The organism is Serratia sp. 22278, assembly GCF_052045405.1.
Classification (GTDB): Bacteria; Pseudomonadota; Gammaproteobacteria; order Enterobacterales; family Enterobacteriaceae; genus Serratia; species Serratia marcescens.
In genome coordinates this window covers 119,448-137,853 of record NZ_JBQEOW010000006.1, presented here as the reverse complement: position 1 = coordinate 137,853, position 18,406 = coordinate 119,448, and the positions used below count along the sequence as shown (strand labels likewise).

At 63.2% G+C, this 18,406-nt stretch carries 13 protein-coding genes; 10 read left to right on the top strand and 3 right to left on the bottom strand.

The window, feature by feature from the left end; genetic code table 11:
* Nucleotides 1-63: 63 nt before the first annotated feature.
* Genes dppB through dppF form a run of 4 tightly spaced genes read left to right on the top strand, consistent with a single transcriptional unit; the run spans nt 64 to nt 3,979 of the window.
* Complete coding sequence (gene dppB / locus ACTJJ6_RS13565; protein ID WP_033634229.1) at nt 64-1,083, top strand: dipeptide ABC transporter permease DppB; 1,020 nt, start codon at nt 64-66, stop codon at nt 1,081-1,083.
* Between the two features lie 11 nt (nt 1,084-1,094).
* Nucleotides 1,095-1,997: a dipeptide ABC transporter permease DppC gene (gene dppC / locus ACTJJ6_RS13560; protein WP_025304838.1), complete on the top strand. Its 903-nt coding sequence runs from the start codon at nt 1,095-1,097 to the stop codon at nt 1,995-1,997.
* A gap of 15 nt (nt 1,998-2,012) precedes the next feature.
* Nucleotides 2,013-2,993 (top strand): dipeptide ABC transporter ATP-binding protein, encoded by a 981-nt coding sequence (gene dppD, locus ACTJJ6_RS13555; RefSeq protein ID WP_004934132.1) that lies wholly within the window; start codon nt 2,013-2,015, stop codon nt 2,991-2,993.
* Nucleotides 2,990-3,979 (top strand): dipeptide ABC transporter ATP-binding subunit DppF, encoded by a 990-nt coding sequence (gene dppF / locus ACTJJ6_RS13550; protein ID WP_016929525.1) that lies wholly within the window; start codon nt 2,990-2,992, stop codon nt 3,977-3,979. Before dppD ends, dppF begins: the two co-directional genes overlap by 4 nt.
* A gap of 298 nt (nt 3,980-4,277) precedes the next feature.
* On the opposite strand, the gene bcsG is transcribed toward dppF, so the two are convergent.
* The 3 genes from bcsG to bcsE are packed head-to-tail and all read right to left on the bottom strand — an operon-like array spanning nt 4,278 to nt 7,688.
* Nucleotides 4,278-5,933, bottom strand: coding sequence for a cellulose biosynthesis protein BcsG (gene bcsG, locus ACTJJ6_RS13545; RefSeq protein WP_440804138.1), 1,656 nt, complete (start codon nt 5,931-5,933; stop codon nt 4,278-4,280).
* Entirely contained in the window at nt 5,930-6,133 is a 204-nt protein-coding gene (gene bcsF, locus ACTJJ6_RS13540; protein ID WP_004934139.1) for a cellulose biosynthesis protein BcsF, read from the bottom strand. Before bcsF ends, bcsG begins: the two co-directional genes overlap by 4 nt.
* Nucleotides 6,120-7,688: a cellulose biosynthesis protein BcsE gene (bcsE, locus tag ACTJJ6_RS13535; protein WP_193843191.1), complete on the bottom strand. Its 1,569-nt coding sequence runs from the start codon at nt 7,686-7,688 to the stop codon at nt 6,120-6,122. Before bcsE ends, bcsF begins: the two co-directional genes overlap by 14 nt.
* 189 nt (nt 7,689-7,877) lie before the next feature.
* Between bcsE and bcsR the strand changes: the two genes are divergently transcribed.
* The 6 genes from bcsR to bcsC all read left to right on the top strand — a co-directional run bounded on the left by bcsR (nt 7,878) and on the right by bcsC (nt 18,355).
* The gene (bcsR, locus tag ACTJJ6_RS13530) at nt 7,878-8,069 is read left to right on the top strand and encodes a cellulose biosynthesis protein BcsR (RefSeq protein WP_016929521.1); all 192 of its coding nucleotides are present in this window, start codon (nt 7,878-7,880) and stop codon (nt 8,067-8,069) included.
* A gap of 3 nt (nt 8,070-8,072) precedes the next feature.
* Nucleotides 8,073-8,813 carry a cellulose biosynthesis protein BcsQ gene (bcsQ, locus tag ACTJJ6_RS13525; protein ID WP_028127819.1) on the top strand — a complete coding sequence of 247 codons (741 nt, stop codon included), beginning with the start codon at nt 8,073-8,075 and terminating at the stop codon, nt 8,811-8,813.
* On the top strand, nt 8,810-11,413 hold the full coding sequence (gene bcsA, locus ACTJJ6_RS13520; RefSeq protein WP_143778377.1) for a UDP-forming cellulose synthase catalytic subunit: 2,604 nt from the start codon (nt 8,810-8,812) through the stop codon (nt 11,411-11,413). The genes bcsQ and bcsA overlap by 4 nt, the downstream gene beginning before the upstream one ends.
* Before the next feature lie 62 nt (nt 11,414-11,475).
* Complete coding sequence (gene bcsB / locus ACTJJ6_RS13515; protein WP_048796355.1) at nt 11,476-13,782, top strand: cellulose biosynthesis cyclic di-GMP-binding regulatory protein BcsB; 2,307 nt, start codon at nt 11,476-11,478, stop codon at nt 13,780-13,782.
* A gap of 5 nt (nt 13,783-13,787) precedes the next feature.
* Nucleotides 13,788-14,900, top strand: a complete 1,113-nt coding sequence (gene bcsZ / locus ACTJJ6_RS13510; protein WP_143778394.1) for a cellulose synthase complex periplasmic endoglucanase BcsZ — start codon at nt 13,788-13,790, stop codon at nt 14,898-14,900.
* On the top strand, nt 14,882-18,355 hold the full coding sequence (gene bcsC, locus ACTJJ6_RS13505; protein ID WP_440804254.1) for a cellulose synthase complex outer membrane protein BcsC: 3,474 nt from the start codon (nt 14,882-14,884) through the stop codon (nt 18,353-18,355). The genes bcsZ and bcsC overlap by 19 nt, the downstream gene beginning before the upstream one ends.
* Nucleotides 18,356-18,406 lie beyond the last annotated feature (51 nt).

Below are 18,406 nucleotides of genomic sequence, written 5' to 3'. Positions count from 1 at the left end.
TGTGAGCGTTAATAAGCCTGGCGGACGATGAGCTGCCGGGCATTGATACAGAGAGTTCGGGATATGTTGCAGTTCATACTCCGACGTTTGGGGTTAGTTATCCCAACGTTTATCGGCATTACATTGCTGACTTTTGCATTCGTCCATATGATCCCCGGCGACCCGGTGACCATCATGGCCGGGGAACGCGGTATCTCCGCCGAGCGCCACGCGCAGCTGATGGCGGAAATGGGGCTGGACAAGCCGCTCTATCAACAATATTTCTCCTACGTGTCCAACGTGCTGCACGGCGATCTGGGCACCTCGCTTAAAAGCCGCATCTCCGTCTGGAGCGAGTTCGTTCCGCGCTTTCAGGCTACGCTGGAGCTGGGCATTTGCGCGATGATCTTCGCGGTGCTGGTGGGCATCCCGGTCGGGGTGCTGGCGGCGGTCAAACGCGGCTCGATCTTCGACCACACCGCGGTGGGCATCTCGCTGACCGGCTATTCGATGCCGATTTTCTGGTGGGGCATGATGCTGATCATGCTGGTGTCGGTGCAGCTTAACCTGACGCCGGTGTCGGGGCGCATCAGCGACACGGTATTCCTCGACGACAGCCAGCCGCTGACCGGCTTCATGCTGATAGACACCCTGATCTGGGGCGAGCCGGGCGACTTCGTCGACGCGGTGATGCACATGATCCTGCCGGCCATCGTACTGGGCACCATCCCGCTGGCGGTGATCGTGCGCATGACCCGTTCCTCGATGCTTGAAGTGTTGGGCGAAGACTATATCCGCACCGCGCGCGCCAAGGGCGTGAGCCGCATGCGAGTGATCGTCGTCCACGCGCTGCGCAACGCGCTGCTGCCGGTGGTGACGGTGATCGGGCTGCAGGTCGGCACCATGCTGGCCGGCGCCATTCTGACCGAAACCATCTTCTCCTGGCCGGGGCTGGGCCGCTGGCTGATCGACGCGCTGCAGCGCCGCGATTACCCGGTGGTGCAGGGCGGGGTGTTGCTGGTCGCCTGTATGATCATTCTGGTTAACCTGCTGGTAGACGTGCTCTACGGCGTGGTCAACCCGCGTATTCGCCACAAGAAATAAGGGGCGCTCTCATGTCTCAAATCACTGAGTCTGCAGTTAAAGGTGCGCCGAAGCCGATGACCCCGTTTCAGGAGTTTTGGCACTATTTCAAGCGCAATAAAGGGGCCGTGGTCGGCCTGGTGTATATCGTTCTGATGCTGGTGATAGCGCTCGGCGCCGGCGTGCTGGCGCCGCATGCGCCGGCGGACCAGTTCCGCGACGCGCTGCTCAAGCCGCCGGTGTGGCAAGAAGGCGGCAGCTGGCAATATATCCTCGGCACCGACGACGTGGGCCGCGACGTGCTGTCGCGCCTGATGTACGGCGCACGGCTGTCGCTGTTGGTCGGCTGCCTGGTGGTGGTGCTGTCGCTGATCATGGGCGTGATATTCGGCCTGCTGGCCGGTTATTTCGGCGGCGTGGTGGACGCGATTATCATGCGCGTCGTCGACATCATGCTGGCTTTGCCGAGCCTGTTGCTGGCGCTGGTGCTGGTGGCGGTATTCGGGCCGTCGATCGTCAACGCCTCGCTGGCGCTGACCTTCGTCGCCCTGCCGCACTATGTGCGTCTGACGCGCGCGGCGGTGCTGGTGGAGGTCAACCGCGACTACGTCACCGCTTCGCGGGTGGCGGGCGCCGGCGCGCTGCGCCAGATGTTCGTCAATATTCTGCCTAACTGCCTGGCGCCTTTGATCGTGCAGGCTTCTCTCGGTTTCTCGAACGCCATTCTGGATATGGCCGCTCTCGGCTTTCTGGGCATGGGCGCGCAGCCGCCGACGCCGGAGTGGGGCACCATGCTCTCCGACGTGCTGCAGTTCGCGCAAAGCGCCTGGTGGGTGGTGACCTTCCCCGGCGTGGCGATCCTGCTGACGGTGCTGGCATTCAACCTGATGGGGGACGGTTTGCGTGACGCTCTCGACCCCAAACTCAAGCAGTAACAGAGGACGAGAGAGATGGCGTTATTGAATGTAGACAAGCTTTCGGTGCACTTCGGTGACGAAGGCACCCCGTTCCGCGCGGTAGACCGCATCAGTTACAGCGTGGAGCAAGGTCAGGTGGTCGGCATCGTCGGTGAATCCGGCTCCGGCAAATCCGTCAGCTCGCTGGCGATCATGGGCCTGATCGATTTCCCCGGCAAGGTGATGGCCGACAAGCTGGAGTTCAACGGCCAGGATCTGCGCAAGATCTCCGAAAAAGAGCGCCGCCAGCTGGTGGGCTCCGAAGTGGCGATGATCTTCCAGGATCCGATGACCAGCCTGAACCCGTGCTATACCGTCGGTTACCAAATCATGGAGGCGCTGAAGGTGCATCAGGGCGGCAATCGCCGCACTCGCCGCCAGCGCGCTATCGACCTGCTGACCCAGGTGGGCATCCCCGATCCGGCTTCGCGGCTGGACGTATACCCGCACCAGCTTTCCGGCGGCATGAGCCAGCGCGTGATGATCGCCATGGCCATCGCCTGTCGGCCGAAGCTGCTGATCGCCGACGAGCCGACGACCGCGCTCGACGTGACTATCCAGGCGCAGATCATCGAACTGCTGCTGGACCTGCAACAGCGCGAAAACATGGCGCTGCTGCTGATCACTCACGATCTGGCGCTGGTGGCGGAAGCGGCGCATCACATCATCGTGATGTACGCCGGCCAGGTGGTGGAATCCGGCAAGGCGGCGGAGATTTTCCGCGCGCCGCGCCACCCGTACACTCAGGCGCTGCTGCGCGCGCTGCCGGAGTTCGCCGCCGACAAGGCGCGGCTGGCTTCGCTGCCGGGCGTGGTGCCGGGCAAATACGATCGCCCGACCGGTTGCCTGCTCAACCCGCGTTGTCCGTACGCCAACGAGCGCTGCCGTAACGAGGAGCCGGAACTGCGCAGCATTCCCGGCCGTCAGGTTAAATGTCACACACCGCTGGATGATGCGGGGAGGCCGACCGTATGAGCCAGAATCAACCTTTATTGCAGGCGATTGACCTGAAGAAGCATTACCCGGTGAAAAAGGGTCTGTTCGCGCCGGAGCGGCTGGTCAAGGCGCTCGACGGCGTGTCCTTCACCCTGGAGCGCGGCAAAACGCTGGCGGTGGTCGGTGAGTCGGGCTGCGGCAAATCAACGCTCGGCCGCCTGCTGACGATGATTGAAGTGCCGACCGGCGGCGAGTTGTATTACCAGGGGCAGGATCTGCTGAAGCCGGACGTCTCGGCCGAGAAGCTGCGGCGGCAGAAGATCCAAATCGTGTTCCAGAATCCTTACGGATCGCTCAACCCCCGCAAGAAGGTCGGGCAGATCCTCGAGGAGCCGCTGTTGATCAACACGTCGTTCAGCGCCGCCGAACGGCGGGAAAAAGCGCTGGAGATGATGGCGAAGGTCGGCCTGAAGACCGAGCATTACGACCGCTACCCGCACATGTTCTCCGGCGGCCAGCGCCAGCGTATCGCCATCGCCCGCGGGCTGATGTTGAATCCGGACGTGGTGATCGCCGATGAACCGGTGTCGGCATTGGACGTGTCGGTGCGCGCTCAGGTGCTGAACCTGATGATGGATCTGCAGCAGGAGCTGGGGCTGTCCTATGTGTTCATCTCGCACGATCTGTCGGTGGTGGAACACATCGCCGACGAGGTGATGGTGATGTACCTCGGCCGCTGCGTGGAAAAGGGCAGCAAAGAGGCGATCTTCAACAACCCGCGTCATCCGTACACCCAGGCGCTGCTGTCGGCGACGCCGCGGTTGAACCCGGATATGCGCCGCGAGCGTATCAAGCTGACCGGCGAACTGCCCAGCCCGATGAATCCGCCGCCGGGCTGTGCGTTCAATGCCCGCTGCCGCCGCGCTTTCGGCACCTGCGTGCAGCTGCAGCCGCAGCTCAAACAGTACGGTGAGCAGATGGTGGCCTGCTTTGCGGTCGATCAGGACGAACATCCGGGGGCGTAAAGCGTCGAACGTCATCGCTTAAATTCACGCCGGCATCACGCCGGCGTTTTTTATTACTCAATCAAAGGGTTAATAATTAGAAAACTACCACAGTCCGCCATTTTAATTACCTCACTAATTAAATTCTTATAAGAGTTATTTTTCTAAGAATCTTCGTATGTTAATGGTTGTCGAATAATTGAATTTAACGAATTGTTATTAATAACGTGAGGTTGGCCGATAAGCTTCGCTATATCTATTATAAAAGCCCTAATAAAAAAGCGCGCCGGCGGCGCGCTTTAGGTTGATGAGGCCGCGCTTATTGCGGATAAGGCACCCAGTCGCCGCCGTTCAGGCGAATGTAAGGTTTCCCCTGATATTGTATCACGATGGCGTTGTCGTTTTCAGAGATGACCGGGGTCTGCGGCAGCCCCTGTGTCAGTGTCTGCCAATCGACGCTGGATTCGCTGAAGACCTTGCCGTCCACCAGGCGCGACACCAGTTCAGACAGCGCCAGATAGCTGCTCGGCGTTTTGATCTGCAGCGGGCCGCCCTGATGCGGCGCCTTCATGCCCACCAGTTTGATGCCGACCGGCGTATGGGTAATGTTCGGGCTCGGGATGTCGCGCAGGCCGGACATCTGCATCTTGTCACCCACCAACGCCGCGCCGTGCTCCGGCACGATCACCACCACCACTTTGCGGCCGGATTTTTCCAGCTGATCGAGGAAGGTGTTCAGCTGATCGAACAGCTTCTGCGCGCGCGGCTGATAGTCGGCGCTTTTGTTGGAGCCGACGAAGCGGTTGCCGTCGTGCAGCGGGATGACGTTGAGGAAGGTGGCGGTGCGGGCGTCTCCGGCTTTTTGCTGCTGATCCAGCCAGCGGGTCAGCAATTCCAGATCGTTATAAATCGGCTCACCGTCGAACGACGTCAGCTCGTTGCCGATGCCGGCCTGCGACATTAACGGCGCCTGCATGTCGCCCTGTTCACGCAGCTCTTTCAGGTAGTTGCCGAACACTCCGGAGTGATCGAGCATCAGCTGTTGCTTGAAGCCGAGCTTCGCCAGGTTGTCGAACAGGTAACACTGCTGGTTCACCGGCTGGTACAAATCATGATGCGAAAGCTGGCCGCAGCTGGCGCGCAGCAACCGTATCGAGGCCGGGCCGCTGTAGGCGGTGGCCGAGTTGAAGCTGTCGAACATGATGTCCATCTTCGACCACAGCGGATGATTCTGCAGGTTGACCGCCTCCATATCGGCCCAGGCCAGCGAACAGATGTTGATCACCAGCAGATCGAACGGTTGGGCGTCGGCGGGCAAAGTGGCCGGGAACGCGGTGGCGCGGCCTTTTTCCCGCTCGTAGAACTGGTTCAGGTAGGCCGTCAGGTTGGCGCTGGTCGGCGGCAGGCTGTCTGCCGGCGCAGCGCCCCCCGCCGCCGGCGCTGATGTGGCCGGGGTATTGGCGCCGCCGGCGGCAGCCGTGGAAGTGGCGGGCAGCAGTGAAACCGCCGGCCCGGCGATGTTGACGATATTGAGCCACGCCAGCGCCGCCACGGTGAACACCGTGACGCGCACCCACTGTGCGACGAACAGATAGGCGATAAACAGCACGAAGGCCGCGCCGATCATCTGCCAGTTGATAAAGCGGTTGATCAGCTCCAACAGATACTGGGCGCTGAAACCGGCCAGCTGCGAGCCCTGGCTGAGGATGCTGTTGATGCCCGGCAGCCAGGTGTCGTGGTAGAACAGCACGATGCCGATCGGGATAGCGAGGTAATGGCGCCAGCGATGCAGGCGTTGCGAAGGGATCGGCATCAGCAGAAATGCCATGAACACCAGGTTCGGCAGCGCGTGGAAATTCAGGTAGCCGAACCACAGCAGGGCGAATTTGGCCAGAAAGTAGAGGTTCCAGCCGCCCAGCCCGCGCCAGTAGCGCCACAGAGCGTTATCGGATTGCGTCTTCGAGTTTGGATTCATGGCTGCTTCTTACGTTTAATCTGAGATGAGGAGCCTGTGCGCACCCATAAACCGGCGGATTTCAAATAGCGCGGCGATAACAACAGGTTTTGCCAGTATTGACGCAAATGCGGAAAACGCCGGTGAAAGGCGTAGCCCAGCGGAATGAAGATCAGCGCGCACAGCAGGATCAGTTGCACGATGTCGTTAAGGTTCAGCATGCGGTTCCTCCTGCGGGCCAAGCGGCAGCGTGAAGGCGACCGGCTGCCGCCGTTCCGCGGGCACCTCGGCCGCCGCCACGCGGGGGCGCGGCGCGGCACCGGCGGTGCCGGTGGCCGAAATCTGCCAGCGCCCCTGGGCCATGCGTTTGATTTCCGAAATGATATCGACGTCCTGGTGCCACACCACCCGGTTGCTGAAGGCTTCATCCACCGGCAGGCGGAAGATGAACTTCAGCGCGGTATCCAGATCGTTGATGCGGCAGGTGGAAAGGAACAGCACCAGCCGCCCCTGCACCACGGTCATCACGTCGCCGAACCGCCGCAGGTGGCACAGGGTCATCGCCTGTTCGGCGCGCAGACCGGTGGCCGGGCGCAGCGCCACCATCACGCCTTTGCCATCCTCGGGCAGCAGCGTGTTGCCCATCAGCGAAAGCACCGCCTGGCTGAACGCTTCCGGCCGCATGTAGCCTTTGAGCTGCAGCGGACGCAGCCCGGCCAGCAGCGCATCGATGTCGGCGGGCACATGCCGTGAGAAGCGTTGCCCCTGGATGCCCTCGAGCATGGTCAGAAAACGCGACAGCGGCGCGACGTGTGGCACGATCAGGTTGGCGCCGCAGGCCAGCAGCAGCCGTTCGTCGCTGTAGCGCAGGCTGGCGCTCATCTCGCGCACCGCGATTTTCAGGCCGTTGCCGCGGCTGCGGCGCAGGGTGTGGATCTGGTGCGCCAGATGATCGATTTGGTCGCTTTGATACAACGCGAAAATCAACGTCGCCGAGAGTCTCAGCATACCGTGCTGCGCCAGTTCATCGTTGCTCTCCAGCAGCTGCCAGTTGGCGGACAGCGGCGGCGCGCCTTCGAGGATGCTGCGCTCGGCCAGATACTGGCTTTCGTCGCTGCGCAAGGCGGTGGGGGAGGGTTGGCTATTTTCATCCTCGCCCTGCCAGCCACCTTCCGCCGCATACAAGGTCAGCAGCTGATTGGCGTTGATGCCGTTTTCGGTGCTCCACCAGTTCACCAGGTATTGCGCGCTGTCCTGCTGCCATTGCAGGCTGGACAGGCCGTTCAGGATGCGGTGCTGTGCGCTGAGCTGCCCTTTGAGCTTATTGATGCCGCCGCCGTGGCTGAGGATCAACAGCGTACAGTCCTGCCGCCGCAGCCAGGCGGCGAGGGTGCGCGTCCACTCGCGCAGCTCTTCAGTGGTGAAGGTTTGCCACAGGCTGGCGTGGGCCAGCAGGATAAGTAAGCGATTTTGCGGCCTCAGGGCGCGCATCAGATCGTCGTTCAACTGTGTCAGCGCAGCTTTTTTCTCCGGTAATTGATACAGCGGCAGCTTCTGCAACGCGGGCGCAGCCAGCTCGGCCAGCAGGCGCTCGGGTTTGTCTCCGCTGCAGATCAGGGCGACTTTGTGGGTGGCCGGTTGAGCGGCGATGGCCTGGCGACACAGCAGTGCGGCGTCGCTTTGCCTGTCGATATTGATCCAATAAAGCCCGGGGGCCTGCATCACCGACAGCTCTTCCCAAATCTGCCGAATGCCTAGAGAAAAAGAGTGCGCCATAGGATGTGTTCTACTTTCGTTGAAAGCCGACTAAAGGCGTTTATATTTAAAGATAGCCATTTTTACGCTGGCAATAATAAATCTCCGACGCTCTTCAACAATATTTGTTGAGAATCATCTTATTGCCTCTCTCTTTTTGTATCGTTGCTATAGTTAATTAACATAGCCTATTTTCGCCAAGGCGGAAGAATGAATAACGCATCCATCCATTTTCGTGCAGCGGCGCCTGGGGAGAGCCAGGATGACCTGCAGGCGCTCAGCCAGGCTTTTTCATTGCCGAAATTACGCTATGTCGATATTTCACGGCAGGAGCGGTTAACGCAAATGATGACGCGCTGGCCACTGTTGGCCGAATTGGCGCAGACCACGGGGAGCCACTGATCTATGCCGGTGCTCGCGCTGCAAGGGTTGCGGGGTGGAATGGGGACGACCTCGGTCACGGCGGCGCTCGCCTGGGCGTTGCAGCAGCTGGGCGAGTCGGTGCTGGCGATCGACTTCACGCCGGATAATCTGCTGCGCTTGCATTTCAACACGCCGTTCGAGCTGGCGCGCGGCTGGGCCCGCGCAGAGCAGGATGGCGGCGCTTGGCAGGAAGGTGCGCTGCGTTATTGTGAAAACCTCGACTTTCTGCCTTTTGGCCGCCTGAATGGGGCGGAAAGGCTGGAAGTGCAGCGCCAGTGTCGTCAACAGCCGGAGCGTTGGCGCGACAACCTGCGCCAACTGATCGCCGGCGATCCGCAGCGCTGGATCCTGCTGGATGTCCCGGTCGGGGACGGCGTGTTGGCGCAGCAGGCGCTGCAGCTTGCCGACAGCGTGTTCGTGCTGTTGAACCCCGACGCCAACTGTCAGGTGCGGCTCCATCAACAGACGCTGCCGAACGACTGCCGTTTCCTGGTCAATCACTACTCCTCCGCCAGCCAGCTGCAGCAGGATCTGCATCAGCTGTGGCTGCAAACCCTGAGCGGCCTGCTGCCGGTGGTGATCCACCGCGACGAAGCGTTGGCGGAAGCGCTGGCGGTCAAACAACCGTTGGGCGAGTATCGCCCCGAGAGCCTGGCGGCGGATGAAGTGCTGACGCTGGCCAACTGGTGCCTGATCAACCTCAAACGGGGCGTTGCGCCATGAGCCGGGTACTGAGCCTGCTGCTGGTGCCGCCGGTGCGTCAGGCGGTACAGGCGCGCTACCGCGGCTATCGCCGCAACGGCGCGTCGGCGCTGACCGCCTTTTTTGCCACGCTGCTGGTGGCGCTGGGGTGGATGCTGCTGCGCTTCGAGTCACCGGCCTGGCAGCGCGTGCGCGTCGGCCGCGCTTACTGGTTCCCGCATCTGTCCGCCGAACGCCCGCGCCCGGCGGATGCGCTGCGCTATCTGCTGCAGGGTCTGTGGCTGCTGCTGTTTCGCAGCGGCCGCGCGCCGGTGCCGCGCGACTATTTCGCCGGGTGGCGGCGGCTGCAGAAGCGCTACGCCGATTGGCTGCAGAGCCTGCCGCAACGGCTGAAAAACGCCGGCGTGGAACAGCGTTCGGTAGAGCGCCTCGGCCGCATGAACCGCGGCATGCGACGCGCGCTGTTTATTCTGGTCGGCGTGTTGGCGGCGATCCTCGCCATGCTGTGCATCTCGCAACCGTTCGATCTGTCGGCGCAGTTCGTGTTCGTCGTGCTGCTGTGGGGGATCGCGATGGTGGTGCGCCGGGTGCCGGGGCGTTTGCCTGCGCTGATGCTGATCGTGCTGTCGCTGACCGTTTCCTGTCGTTACCTGTGGTGGCGTTATACCGCCACGCTGAACTGGGACGACCCGCTCAGCCTGGTGTGCGGCCTGTTGCTGCTGGTGGCGGAAACCTACGCCTGGGTGGTGCTGGTGCTGGGCTATTTCCAGACCGTCTGGCCGCTTAACCGCCAGCCGGTGCCGTTGCCCGCTGACAGCGCCACCTGGCCGACCATCGATCTGATGGTGCCGACCTACAACGAAGATCTCGGGGTGGTGAAGCCCACCATCTATGCGGCGTTGGGCATCGACTGGCCGAAAGAGAAAGTGAACATCTATATCCTCGACGACGGCAATCGCCCTGAATTCCGGGCGTTCGCCGCCGAAGTGGGGGTGAAATACATCGCCAGGCCGACCCACGAACACGCCAAGGCCGGCAACATCAACAATGCGCTGAAGCAGGCCACCGGCGAGTTCGTGGCGATTTTCGACTGCGACCACGTGCCGACGCGCTCCTTCCTGCAACTGACCATGGGCTGGTTCTTCAAAGACAAAAAGCTGGCGATGCTGCAGACCCCGCACCACTTTTTCTCGCCGGATCCGTTCGAGCGCAACCTCGGCCGCTTCCGCCAGACGCCCAACGAGGGCACCTTGTTCTACGGGCTGGTGCAGGACGGCAACGACATGTGGGACGCGACCTTCTTCTGCGGCTCTTGCGCCATCCTGCGCCGCAGCGCGCTGGATGAGATCGGCGGCATCGCGGTGGAAACCGTCACCGAAGACGCCCACACCTCGCTGCGCTTGCACCGGCGCGGACACACCTCGGCCTATATCCGCATTCCGCAGGCCGCCGGGCTGGCGACCGAAAGCCTGTCGGCGCACATCGGCCAGCGCATTCGCTGGGCGCGCGGCATGGTGCAGATCTTCCGGCTCGATAACCCGCTGCTGGGCAAGGGGCTGAAACTGGCGCAGCGCCTGTGCTACGCCAACGCCATGCTGCACTTTCTGTCGGGCATTCCGCGGCTGATCTTCCTCACCGCGCCGCTGGCGTTTTTACTGCTGCATGCCTACATCATCTTCGCGCCGGCGCTGGCGATCGCGCTTTATGTGCTGCCGCACATGATCCACGCCAGCCTGACCAACTCGCGCATCCAGGGGAAATACCGCCATTCGTTCTGGAGCGAAATCTATGAAACGGTGCTGGCCTGGTATATCGCGCGGCCGACGACGGTGGCGCTGTTCAATCCGCACAAGGGCAAATTCAACGTGACCGCCAAGGGCGGGCTGGTGGAGGAGGAGCACGTCGACTGGGTGATCACCCGGCCTTACATGTTCCTGGTGGTCCTGAACCTGGCCGGGCTGGCGTTCGGCGCCTGGCGGCTGGCCTATGGCCCGACGGACGAGGTGATGACGGTGATCATCAGCCTGGTGTGGGTGCTGTACAACATGACCATTCTCGGCGGCGCGGTGGCGGTGGCGGTGGAGGCCAAGCAGGTGCGTCAGGCGCACCGCGTGGAGATCGCCATGCCGGCGGCGATCGCGCGTGCCGATGGCCACCTCTACCCCTGCACGCTGCGCGATTACTCCGACGGCGGCGTGGGCATTGAGATGCGAGTGGAAAACGCGTTGAAAGACGGCGACAAGGCCTCGCTGCTGCTCAAGCGCGGCCAGCAGGAGTACAGCTTCCCCTGTGTGGTGACGCGCGCCTTCGGCAACAAGGTGGGGGTGCGTCTGGTCAGTCTCTCCACCCGTGAACACATCGATTTCATTCAGTGCACCTTCGCCCGCGCCGATACCTGGGCGCTGTGGCAGGACGGGTTCCCTGAAGACCGGCCGATCGAAAGCCTGCGCGACGTGCTGGCGTTGGGCTTCCGGGGCTATGTGCGCATGGCGGACTACGCGCCGCCGCTGGTGCGCGGTCTGCTGGTCGGGGTCACGTCGCTGACCGCCTGGGTCGTGTCGTTTATTCCGCGCGGCGTCGGCAGGGATCCGACCTTGGATCAACAAGAAACAGTGGGTTAGCTGCGAGTTCAACCGCCCGCTCACTCGCCCGGTGAACAGGCTCCAACATTGATGATGATACGATGACGCGAAAAATAACCTGGTTAACTGCTCTGGCCTTAGGCATCAGTACCCTGTCGCAGGCCGAAACCGCCACTGCGCCGACCGTGGCGGCTCAGCCGCCGATCGCCGCGGCGGCCGATACGGCGACCGCGCCACCGCCGGCCGCCGCGCCGCAGGATCCGAATGCGCCGGTGCGCGACGTATCGCTGCCGTTTGCGCAGATAGCGCCGCCGCCGGGCACCTTTGTTCTGCGCGGCACCCGGCCGGACGGACAGATCGAATTCGGCGTGCGCAGCGATGAGGTGGTCTCGCAGGCGATGCTCGATATGGAGTTTACGCCGTCGCCGGCGCTGATCCCGGTGGAGTCGCACGTCAAGGTCTATCTGAACGACGAACTGATGGGCGTGACCACCCTCGCCAAAGAGCAGCTGGGCAAGCCCAATCGCATCCAAATGGCGATCGATCCGCGCTATATCACCGATTTTAACCGCGTCAGGCTGGTGTTTGTCGGCCATTATCAGAACATCTGCGAAAACCCGGCCAGCACTTCGCTGTGGCTCGACGTCAGCAAGTCCAGCGCGCTGAAGCTGCGTTTCCAGACGCTGCCGGTGAAAAACGAGCTGTCGCACTTCCCTGAGCCGTTCTTCGACAGCCGCGATAATCGGCCGCTGACGCTGCCGATGGTATTCGCCGGCCAGCCTGATCTCGCCCAGCAGCGCGCGGCGGGCATTCTGGCCTCGTGGTTCGGCAGCAAGGCGCAGTGGCGCGGGCAATCCTTCCCGACGCTATACAATGCGCTGCCGACGCAGCACGCGGTGGTGTTCGCCACCAACTCGCAGCGCCCGGATTTCCTGCGCGATTATCCGGCGGTCAACGGCCCGACGGTGGAGATGATCAGCCACCCCGACAATCCGTACGTCAAACTGCTGTTGATTCAGGGGCGTGACGACAACGATTTGATCACCGCGGTGAAGGGCATCGCGCAGGGTAACATCCTGTTCCGCGGCCAGAACGTGACGGTGGACAAGGTGGAACAGCTCGCGCCGCGCCAGCCTTACGACGCGCCGAACTGGGTGCGCACCGATCGGCCGATGACCTTCGCCGAGCTGCAGCAATATGCCGAACAGCTGCAAACCAGCGGCATCGAGCCCGGCCCGATTTCGCTGACCATGAACCTGCCGCCGGACCTGTTCCTGATCCGCAGCACCGGTATCGATATGCACCTGAAATACCGCTATACCGCGCCGCGCATTCAGGATGGTTCGCGGCTGAGCGTCAGCCTGAACAACCAGTTCGTGCAGGCTTACTCGCTGGTGCCGGAACACGAGCAGGGCGCGCAGCTGCTGCGCCTGCCGTTGACGCAGGGGCTGCTCGACTCCGACAAGAACGTCAGTATCCCGGCGCTGCGGCTGGGCGCCACCAACCAGCTGCGCTTTGACTTTGACTACACCACGCTGCTGGCCAGCGGCGCGGAAGGGCGCTGCGAAACCTACTCCTTCACGCAAAACCACGCGGTGATCGACGGCGCGTCTACCATCGATTTCTCCGGTTATCGCCACTTTATGGCGATGCCGGACTTGCGCGCCTTCGCCAACGCCGGCTTCCCGTTCAGCCGCCTGGCGGATCTGTCGCAAACGCTGGTGTTGGTGAACCAGAAACCGCAGCCGGCGCAGGTCAGCGCGCTGCTGAACGCGCTTGGCGTGATCGGCGCGCAAACCGGCTACCCGGCGCTGGCCTTTACGCTGAGCGACGACTGGTCGCAGGCCAAGGATCGTGACGACGATATTCTGATGGTCGGCACCATTCCGCCGGCGCTGCGCGACGACAAGAAAATCAGCCTGCTGGTGGACGCCACTCAAAGCTGGGTGAAGCAGCCGACGCGACAGCCGCCGCTGCCGAGCGCGGAATTGCTGGCGGAGGACGCCAAGCCGGACAGCAAGACCACCGTCAGTTCCGAGGGCGCGATGTCGGCGATCATCGGCGTGCAATCGCCGTTCAACGATCAGCGCAGCATCGTGGCGCTGCTGGCGGACAGCCCGCGCGGCTATGAGTTGCTGAACAATGCCCTGCTGGACAGCGGCAAGCGCGCCGCGGTGTTCGGCTCGGTGGCGGTGATCCGCGAATCGGGGGTCAACAGCTTGCGCGTCGGCGATGTTTACTATGTCGGCCACCTGCCGTGGTGGGAGCGGCTGTGGTATGCCCTTTCCACCCATCCGGTACTGCTGGCGGTGATCGCGGTGGTGCTGGTGGTGATCCTGGGGCTGATGCTGTGGCGCGGCCTGAAGGCCTTCAGCCGGCGTCGTCTGGCGCCTGAAGATCGGGATTGACGGCGGTGAACGCGATGCTGCAACGCCTGTCGCTCGGCATGCTGCTGCTGTGCGCCTTCAGCGCCGCCGCGGCCTGCGAGTGGCCGGGTTGGCAACAGTACAAGCAATTCTACATCAGCCCGCAGGGGCGGGTGATCGACCCGAGCAGCCCGAACAAAATCACCACCTCTGAGGGCCAGAGTTACGGCCTGTTTTTCGCCCTGGTGGCCAACGACCGGCCGACCTTCGACCTATTGTTGACCTGGACGGAGAACAATCTGGCGGCGGGCGATCTCAGCGCCCGTTTGCCCGCCTGGCTGTGGGGCGAGAGCGACGATAAGCAGTGGAAGGTGCTGGACGCCAACTCGGCGTCGGACGCCGATCTGTGGATCGCCTACAACCTGCTCGAAGCCGGCCGCCTGTGGAAAAGCCGGCGTTATCAAACCCTGGGAACGCTGCTGCTGCAACGCATCGGCCGCGAGGAAGTGGCCGACATTCCCGGCCTGGGCCTGATGCTGCTGCCGGGCAAAGTCGGGTTCGTGGCGGAAGATCGCTGGCGGCTGAATCCCAGCTACCTGCCGCCGCAGCTGTTGGCGCGTTTTGCGGCGCTGAACGGCCCATGGCGTGCGATGCGCGAGATCAATCAGCGACTGTGGCTGGACACCGCGCCGCACGGCTTCTCGCCGGATTGGGTGGTGTGGCGGGTCGGCGCCGGTTGGCAGCCGGACACCGTCAAGCCAAACGTCGGCAGCTACGACGCCATTCGGGTTTATCTGTGGGCCGGCATGCTGGCGGACGACGATGAACACAAGGCGGCGCTGCTTGAACGCTTCCAGCCGATGGCGCAGTTCACTGCCAAACAGGGCGTTCCGCCGGAGAAAACCGATACCGCCAGCGGCAAAACTACCGGCGACGGCCCGGTCGGTTTCTCCGCTTCTATGCTGCCGATGCTGGCGACGCAGGCTGAAGCGCTGGCGGTGCAGCGGCAGCGCATCAGCGAGCATCCGCCGGGTGATGACGCCTATTTCAGCGCCTCGCTGACCCTGTTCGGTCAGGGATGGGATCAACAACGTTATCGCTTTAATCGTCAGGGTGAATTGCAACCCTCGTGGGACGGCCAATGCACAACTTCAAAATAAACTGGCTGAATTTGATTCCGCTGAGCCTGGCGATGCTGCCGCAGGCGCGCGCTGCGGAGGCCGTGGCCCCGGAACAGTGGCTGCTGGAACAGGTGCGCATTGGCGAGGCCGGCAACAAGGACGATCTGGTGCGCCAGTCGCTGTACCGGCTCGAGCTGATGGATCCGAACAACCCGGACGTGATCGCCGCGCGCATGCGTTTGGCGCTGCGGCAGGGCAACATGGCGCTGGCGCAGCAGCAGTTGGACAAGCTGAAAACCCTCGCGCCGCAGTCCAGCGCCTATCGCCAGGCGCAAATGAACATGCTGCTGACCCAGCCGGAAACCCGGCAAAAGCTGCAGCAGGCGCGCCTGATGGCGACCGCCGGCCGGTTGCCGGAAGCCAAAGCGCAGTACGATGCGCTGTTTCACGGCGAGCCGCCGACGCTCGATCTGGCGGTAGAATACTGGCGGCTGGTGGCGCGTTTGCCGGGGCAGGAGGCGAAGGCGTTAAAGCAGCTGCAGGCGCTGGATCAGCAATATTCAGGCAATGTGGCGCTGCGCATGTCGCTGGCGCGTATGCTGTTCAGTCAGAACCAGGACGCGCAGGCCTTTGAACTGCTGCAGAAGATCGCCGCCGATCCGGCCGGGCGCGGTGACGCCGCCGATCTGTGGCTGGACAAGGTCAAAGCGATGCCGGTCAGCGCGCAGAGCGTAGCGGCGCTCAACCGTTTCCTCGGCGTATTCGACACCGGCGATCAGGCGACCAGCGCCCGCGAAGAACTGGCCAGACAGCAGAAGCTGTTGGCCGATCCGGCTTATCAGGCGCGGGTGCGCGGTCTGGCGCAGGTGGATAAAGGCGGCAGCCGGGCAGCCATTCCAGAGTTGCAAAAGGCGCTGGCGGCGGCGCCGAACGACGCCGAGGTGCTGGGCGCGCTCGGCCAGGCCTACTCGCGCGCCGGCAACCGCCCGCAGGCGCTGAAGCTGTTTCGCCAGGCGCTGGCCGCCGACAAGAGCGGCTACGGCAGCGGCAAATGGCAGAGTCTGATCAAGAGCACCGGCTACTGGCTGGCGATCGACGAGGGCGACAAAGCGCTCAAGGCCGGCAATCTCGCGCTGGCTCGGCAGAAATATCAACAGGCGCGCCAGCTCGACGACAGCGACGGCGATGCGTTTATCGGCCTGGGCGATGTGGCGGTGGCGAGCAAGGATGACGCCGCGGCGGAAGGGTTTTATCAGCAGGCGTTGCGGCGCGATCCCGGCAACGGCAGCGCGCTGCGCGGCCTGGTGAATATCTATCAACGCCAGTCGCCGGAAAAAGCGCTGGCCTACCTCAACGGCCTGCCGCGCAGCCAACAGGCCAAGCTGCGCAGCACCCTCGACGGACTGCGGCTCGATATGTTGAAGCAGCAGGCGGAGACGCTGGCGGCACAGCAGCAGTGGCAGCAGGCGGCGGAAATCTATCGTCGCGCCCAGCCGATGGCGCCCGACGACGTCTGGCTGACCTATCGCTATGCGCAGGCGCTGCGTCAGGCCGGGCAGCCGCAGCAGGCGGACGCTCTGTTCCGGCAGCTGGCGCTGCGCCAACATGCCAATCCGCAGCTGACCTACGCCTATGCGCTCTATCTTTCCGGCAGCGATCGCGACAGGCAGGCGCTGGCGCAGCTCAATACGCTGCCTGCGGCGCAATGGAACGACAACATGCGCGAACTGGCGCAGCGGCTGAAAATGCAGGCGGTAATCGAGCATGCCGAACGGCTGCGGGCCGCCGGTGACGAAGCGGCGGCGGAAGCCTATCTGCGCCGGCAGCCGGCGGACACCCGCATCGATTTGCTGCTCGCCGACTGGGCGCTGGCGCGCGGGGAGTATGCGGCGGCGCTGGACGACTATCAGCGGGTGAAACGGCGTGAACCGAACAACCCGGATGCGCAGCTGGGCGAGATCGAAGCCTATGTGGCGCAGGGGGATCTGGACGCGGCGCGTCAGCGGCTGAAAACCGAACCGCAGCCGCAAGACGCTTCGCTCAACAGCCAACGGCGGGTCGCCAACGCCTGGGGCGCGGTCGGCGATCCGCAGCAGGCCGACGCGCTCTTCAGCCGGCTGAAAACGGCGGCGGCTTCGGAGCCCGCCGGGCAGACCAAGGCGCTTGTTTATCGTGACGCCGCCCGGCTGGAACGGGCTCAGCAACAGCCTGAGCGGGCGCAGCAGGATTACCGCCAGGCCATGGTGGCCGGCGGCATCACGCCGACGCTGCCGCAGGATAATGACGGCTACACCTATTTGACGCGCAATAATCCGAACGACGACTGGCTGAAACGCGGCATCCGCTCCGACGCCGCGGATCTGTATCGACAGCAAGACGTGAACGTCACGCTCGATCACGATTACTGGCGTTCGAGCGGCACCGGCGGCATTTCCGACTTCAGCGCGCACGACACCATGCTGCAGGTGGACATGCCGCTGTATGACGGGCGCGCCTTCTTGCGTACCGACACCGTGCAGCTGGATGCCGGCCGCTTCTCGACCGACGGCAGCGGCAAGTACTACGAAACCTTCGGCACCTGCCACACGCAAGGGTGCCGCGGCGATGAACACCAGAAAACCACCGGCACCAGCGTGGCGGCCGGCTGGAAAAACGATCGCTGGGCCGCCGACATCGGCACGACGCCGATGGGCTTTGAGGTGGTCGACTGGACCGGCGGCCTGGCCTACAGCGGCGACTGGAACCACATTGGTTGGACGCTGGCGGCCTCGCGGCGGCCGATTTCCAGCTCGCTGCTGGCGTTCGGCGGCGCCAAAGACCCGAATACCGGCATCACCTGGGGCGGCGTGCGCGCCACCGGCGTCAGCCTGAGCGCCAGCTACGATCGCGGCGAGGCGAACGGCGTCTGGGCCGATCTCAGCGCGCATCAGATTACCGGCAAGAACGTGGCGGACAACCAGCGGCAGCGGTTGATGGCCGGTTACTACTACAAGCTGATCAACGAAGACAATCGCCGCCTGAGCGTCGGGCTCAATACCATGCTGTGGCACTACCAGAAGGATTTGAGCGGCTATTCGCTGGGGCAGGGCGGCTATTACAGCCCGCAGCAATATCTGTCGCTGTCGCTGCCGGTCAACTACCGTCAGCGCACCGAGAACTGGTCGTGGGAGCTGGGCGGTTCGGTTTCACTGTCCCATTCCAAAACCGACAGCCAGCGCCGTTATCCGCTGCAGGGACTGATCCCGGATTCGTTGCCCGATAAGTTCGCCGTCGAGGACGGCAGCTCCTCGAGCGGCGTCGGTTATACCCTGCGGGCGATCGTCGAACGCCGTCTCAGTTCGCACTGGACGCTCGGCGCCGGCATCGACATTCAACAGGCGAAGGACTATACGCCGAGCCACGCGCTGATTTATCTGCGTTATTCCCTGGCCGGCTGGCAAGGGGATCTCGATTTGCCGCCGCAGCCGCTGACGCCTTACGCCGACTTCAAGTAGCCGGAAGGGGGAAAGATTCAGAGTGTCGGACGCCGGGGAGTTTTGTTACCC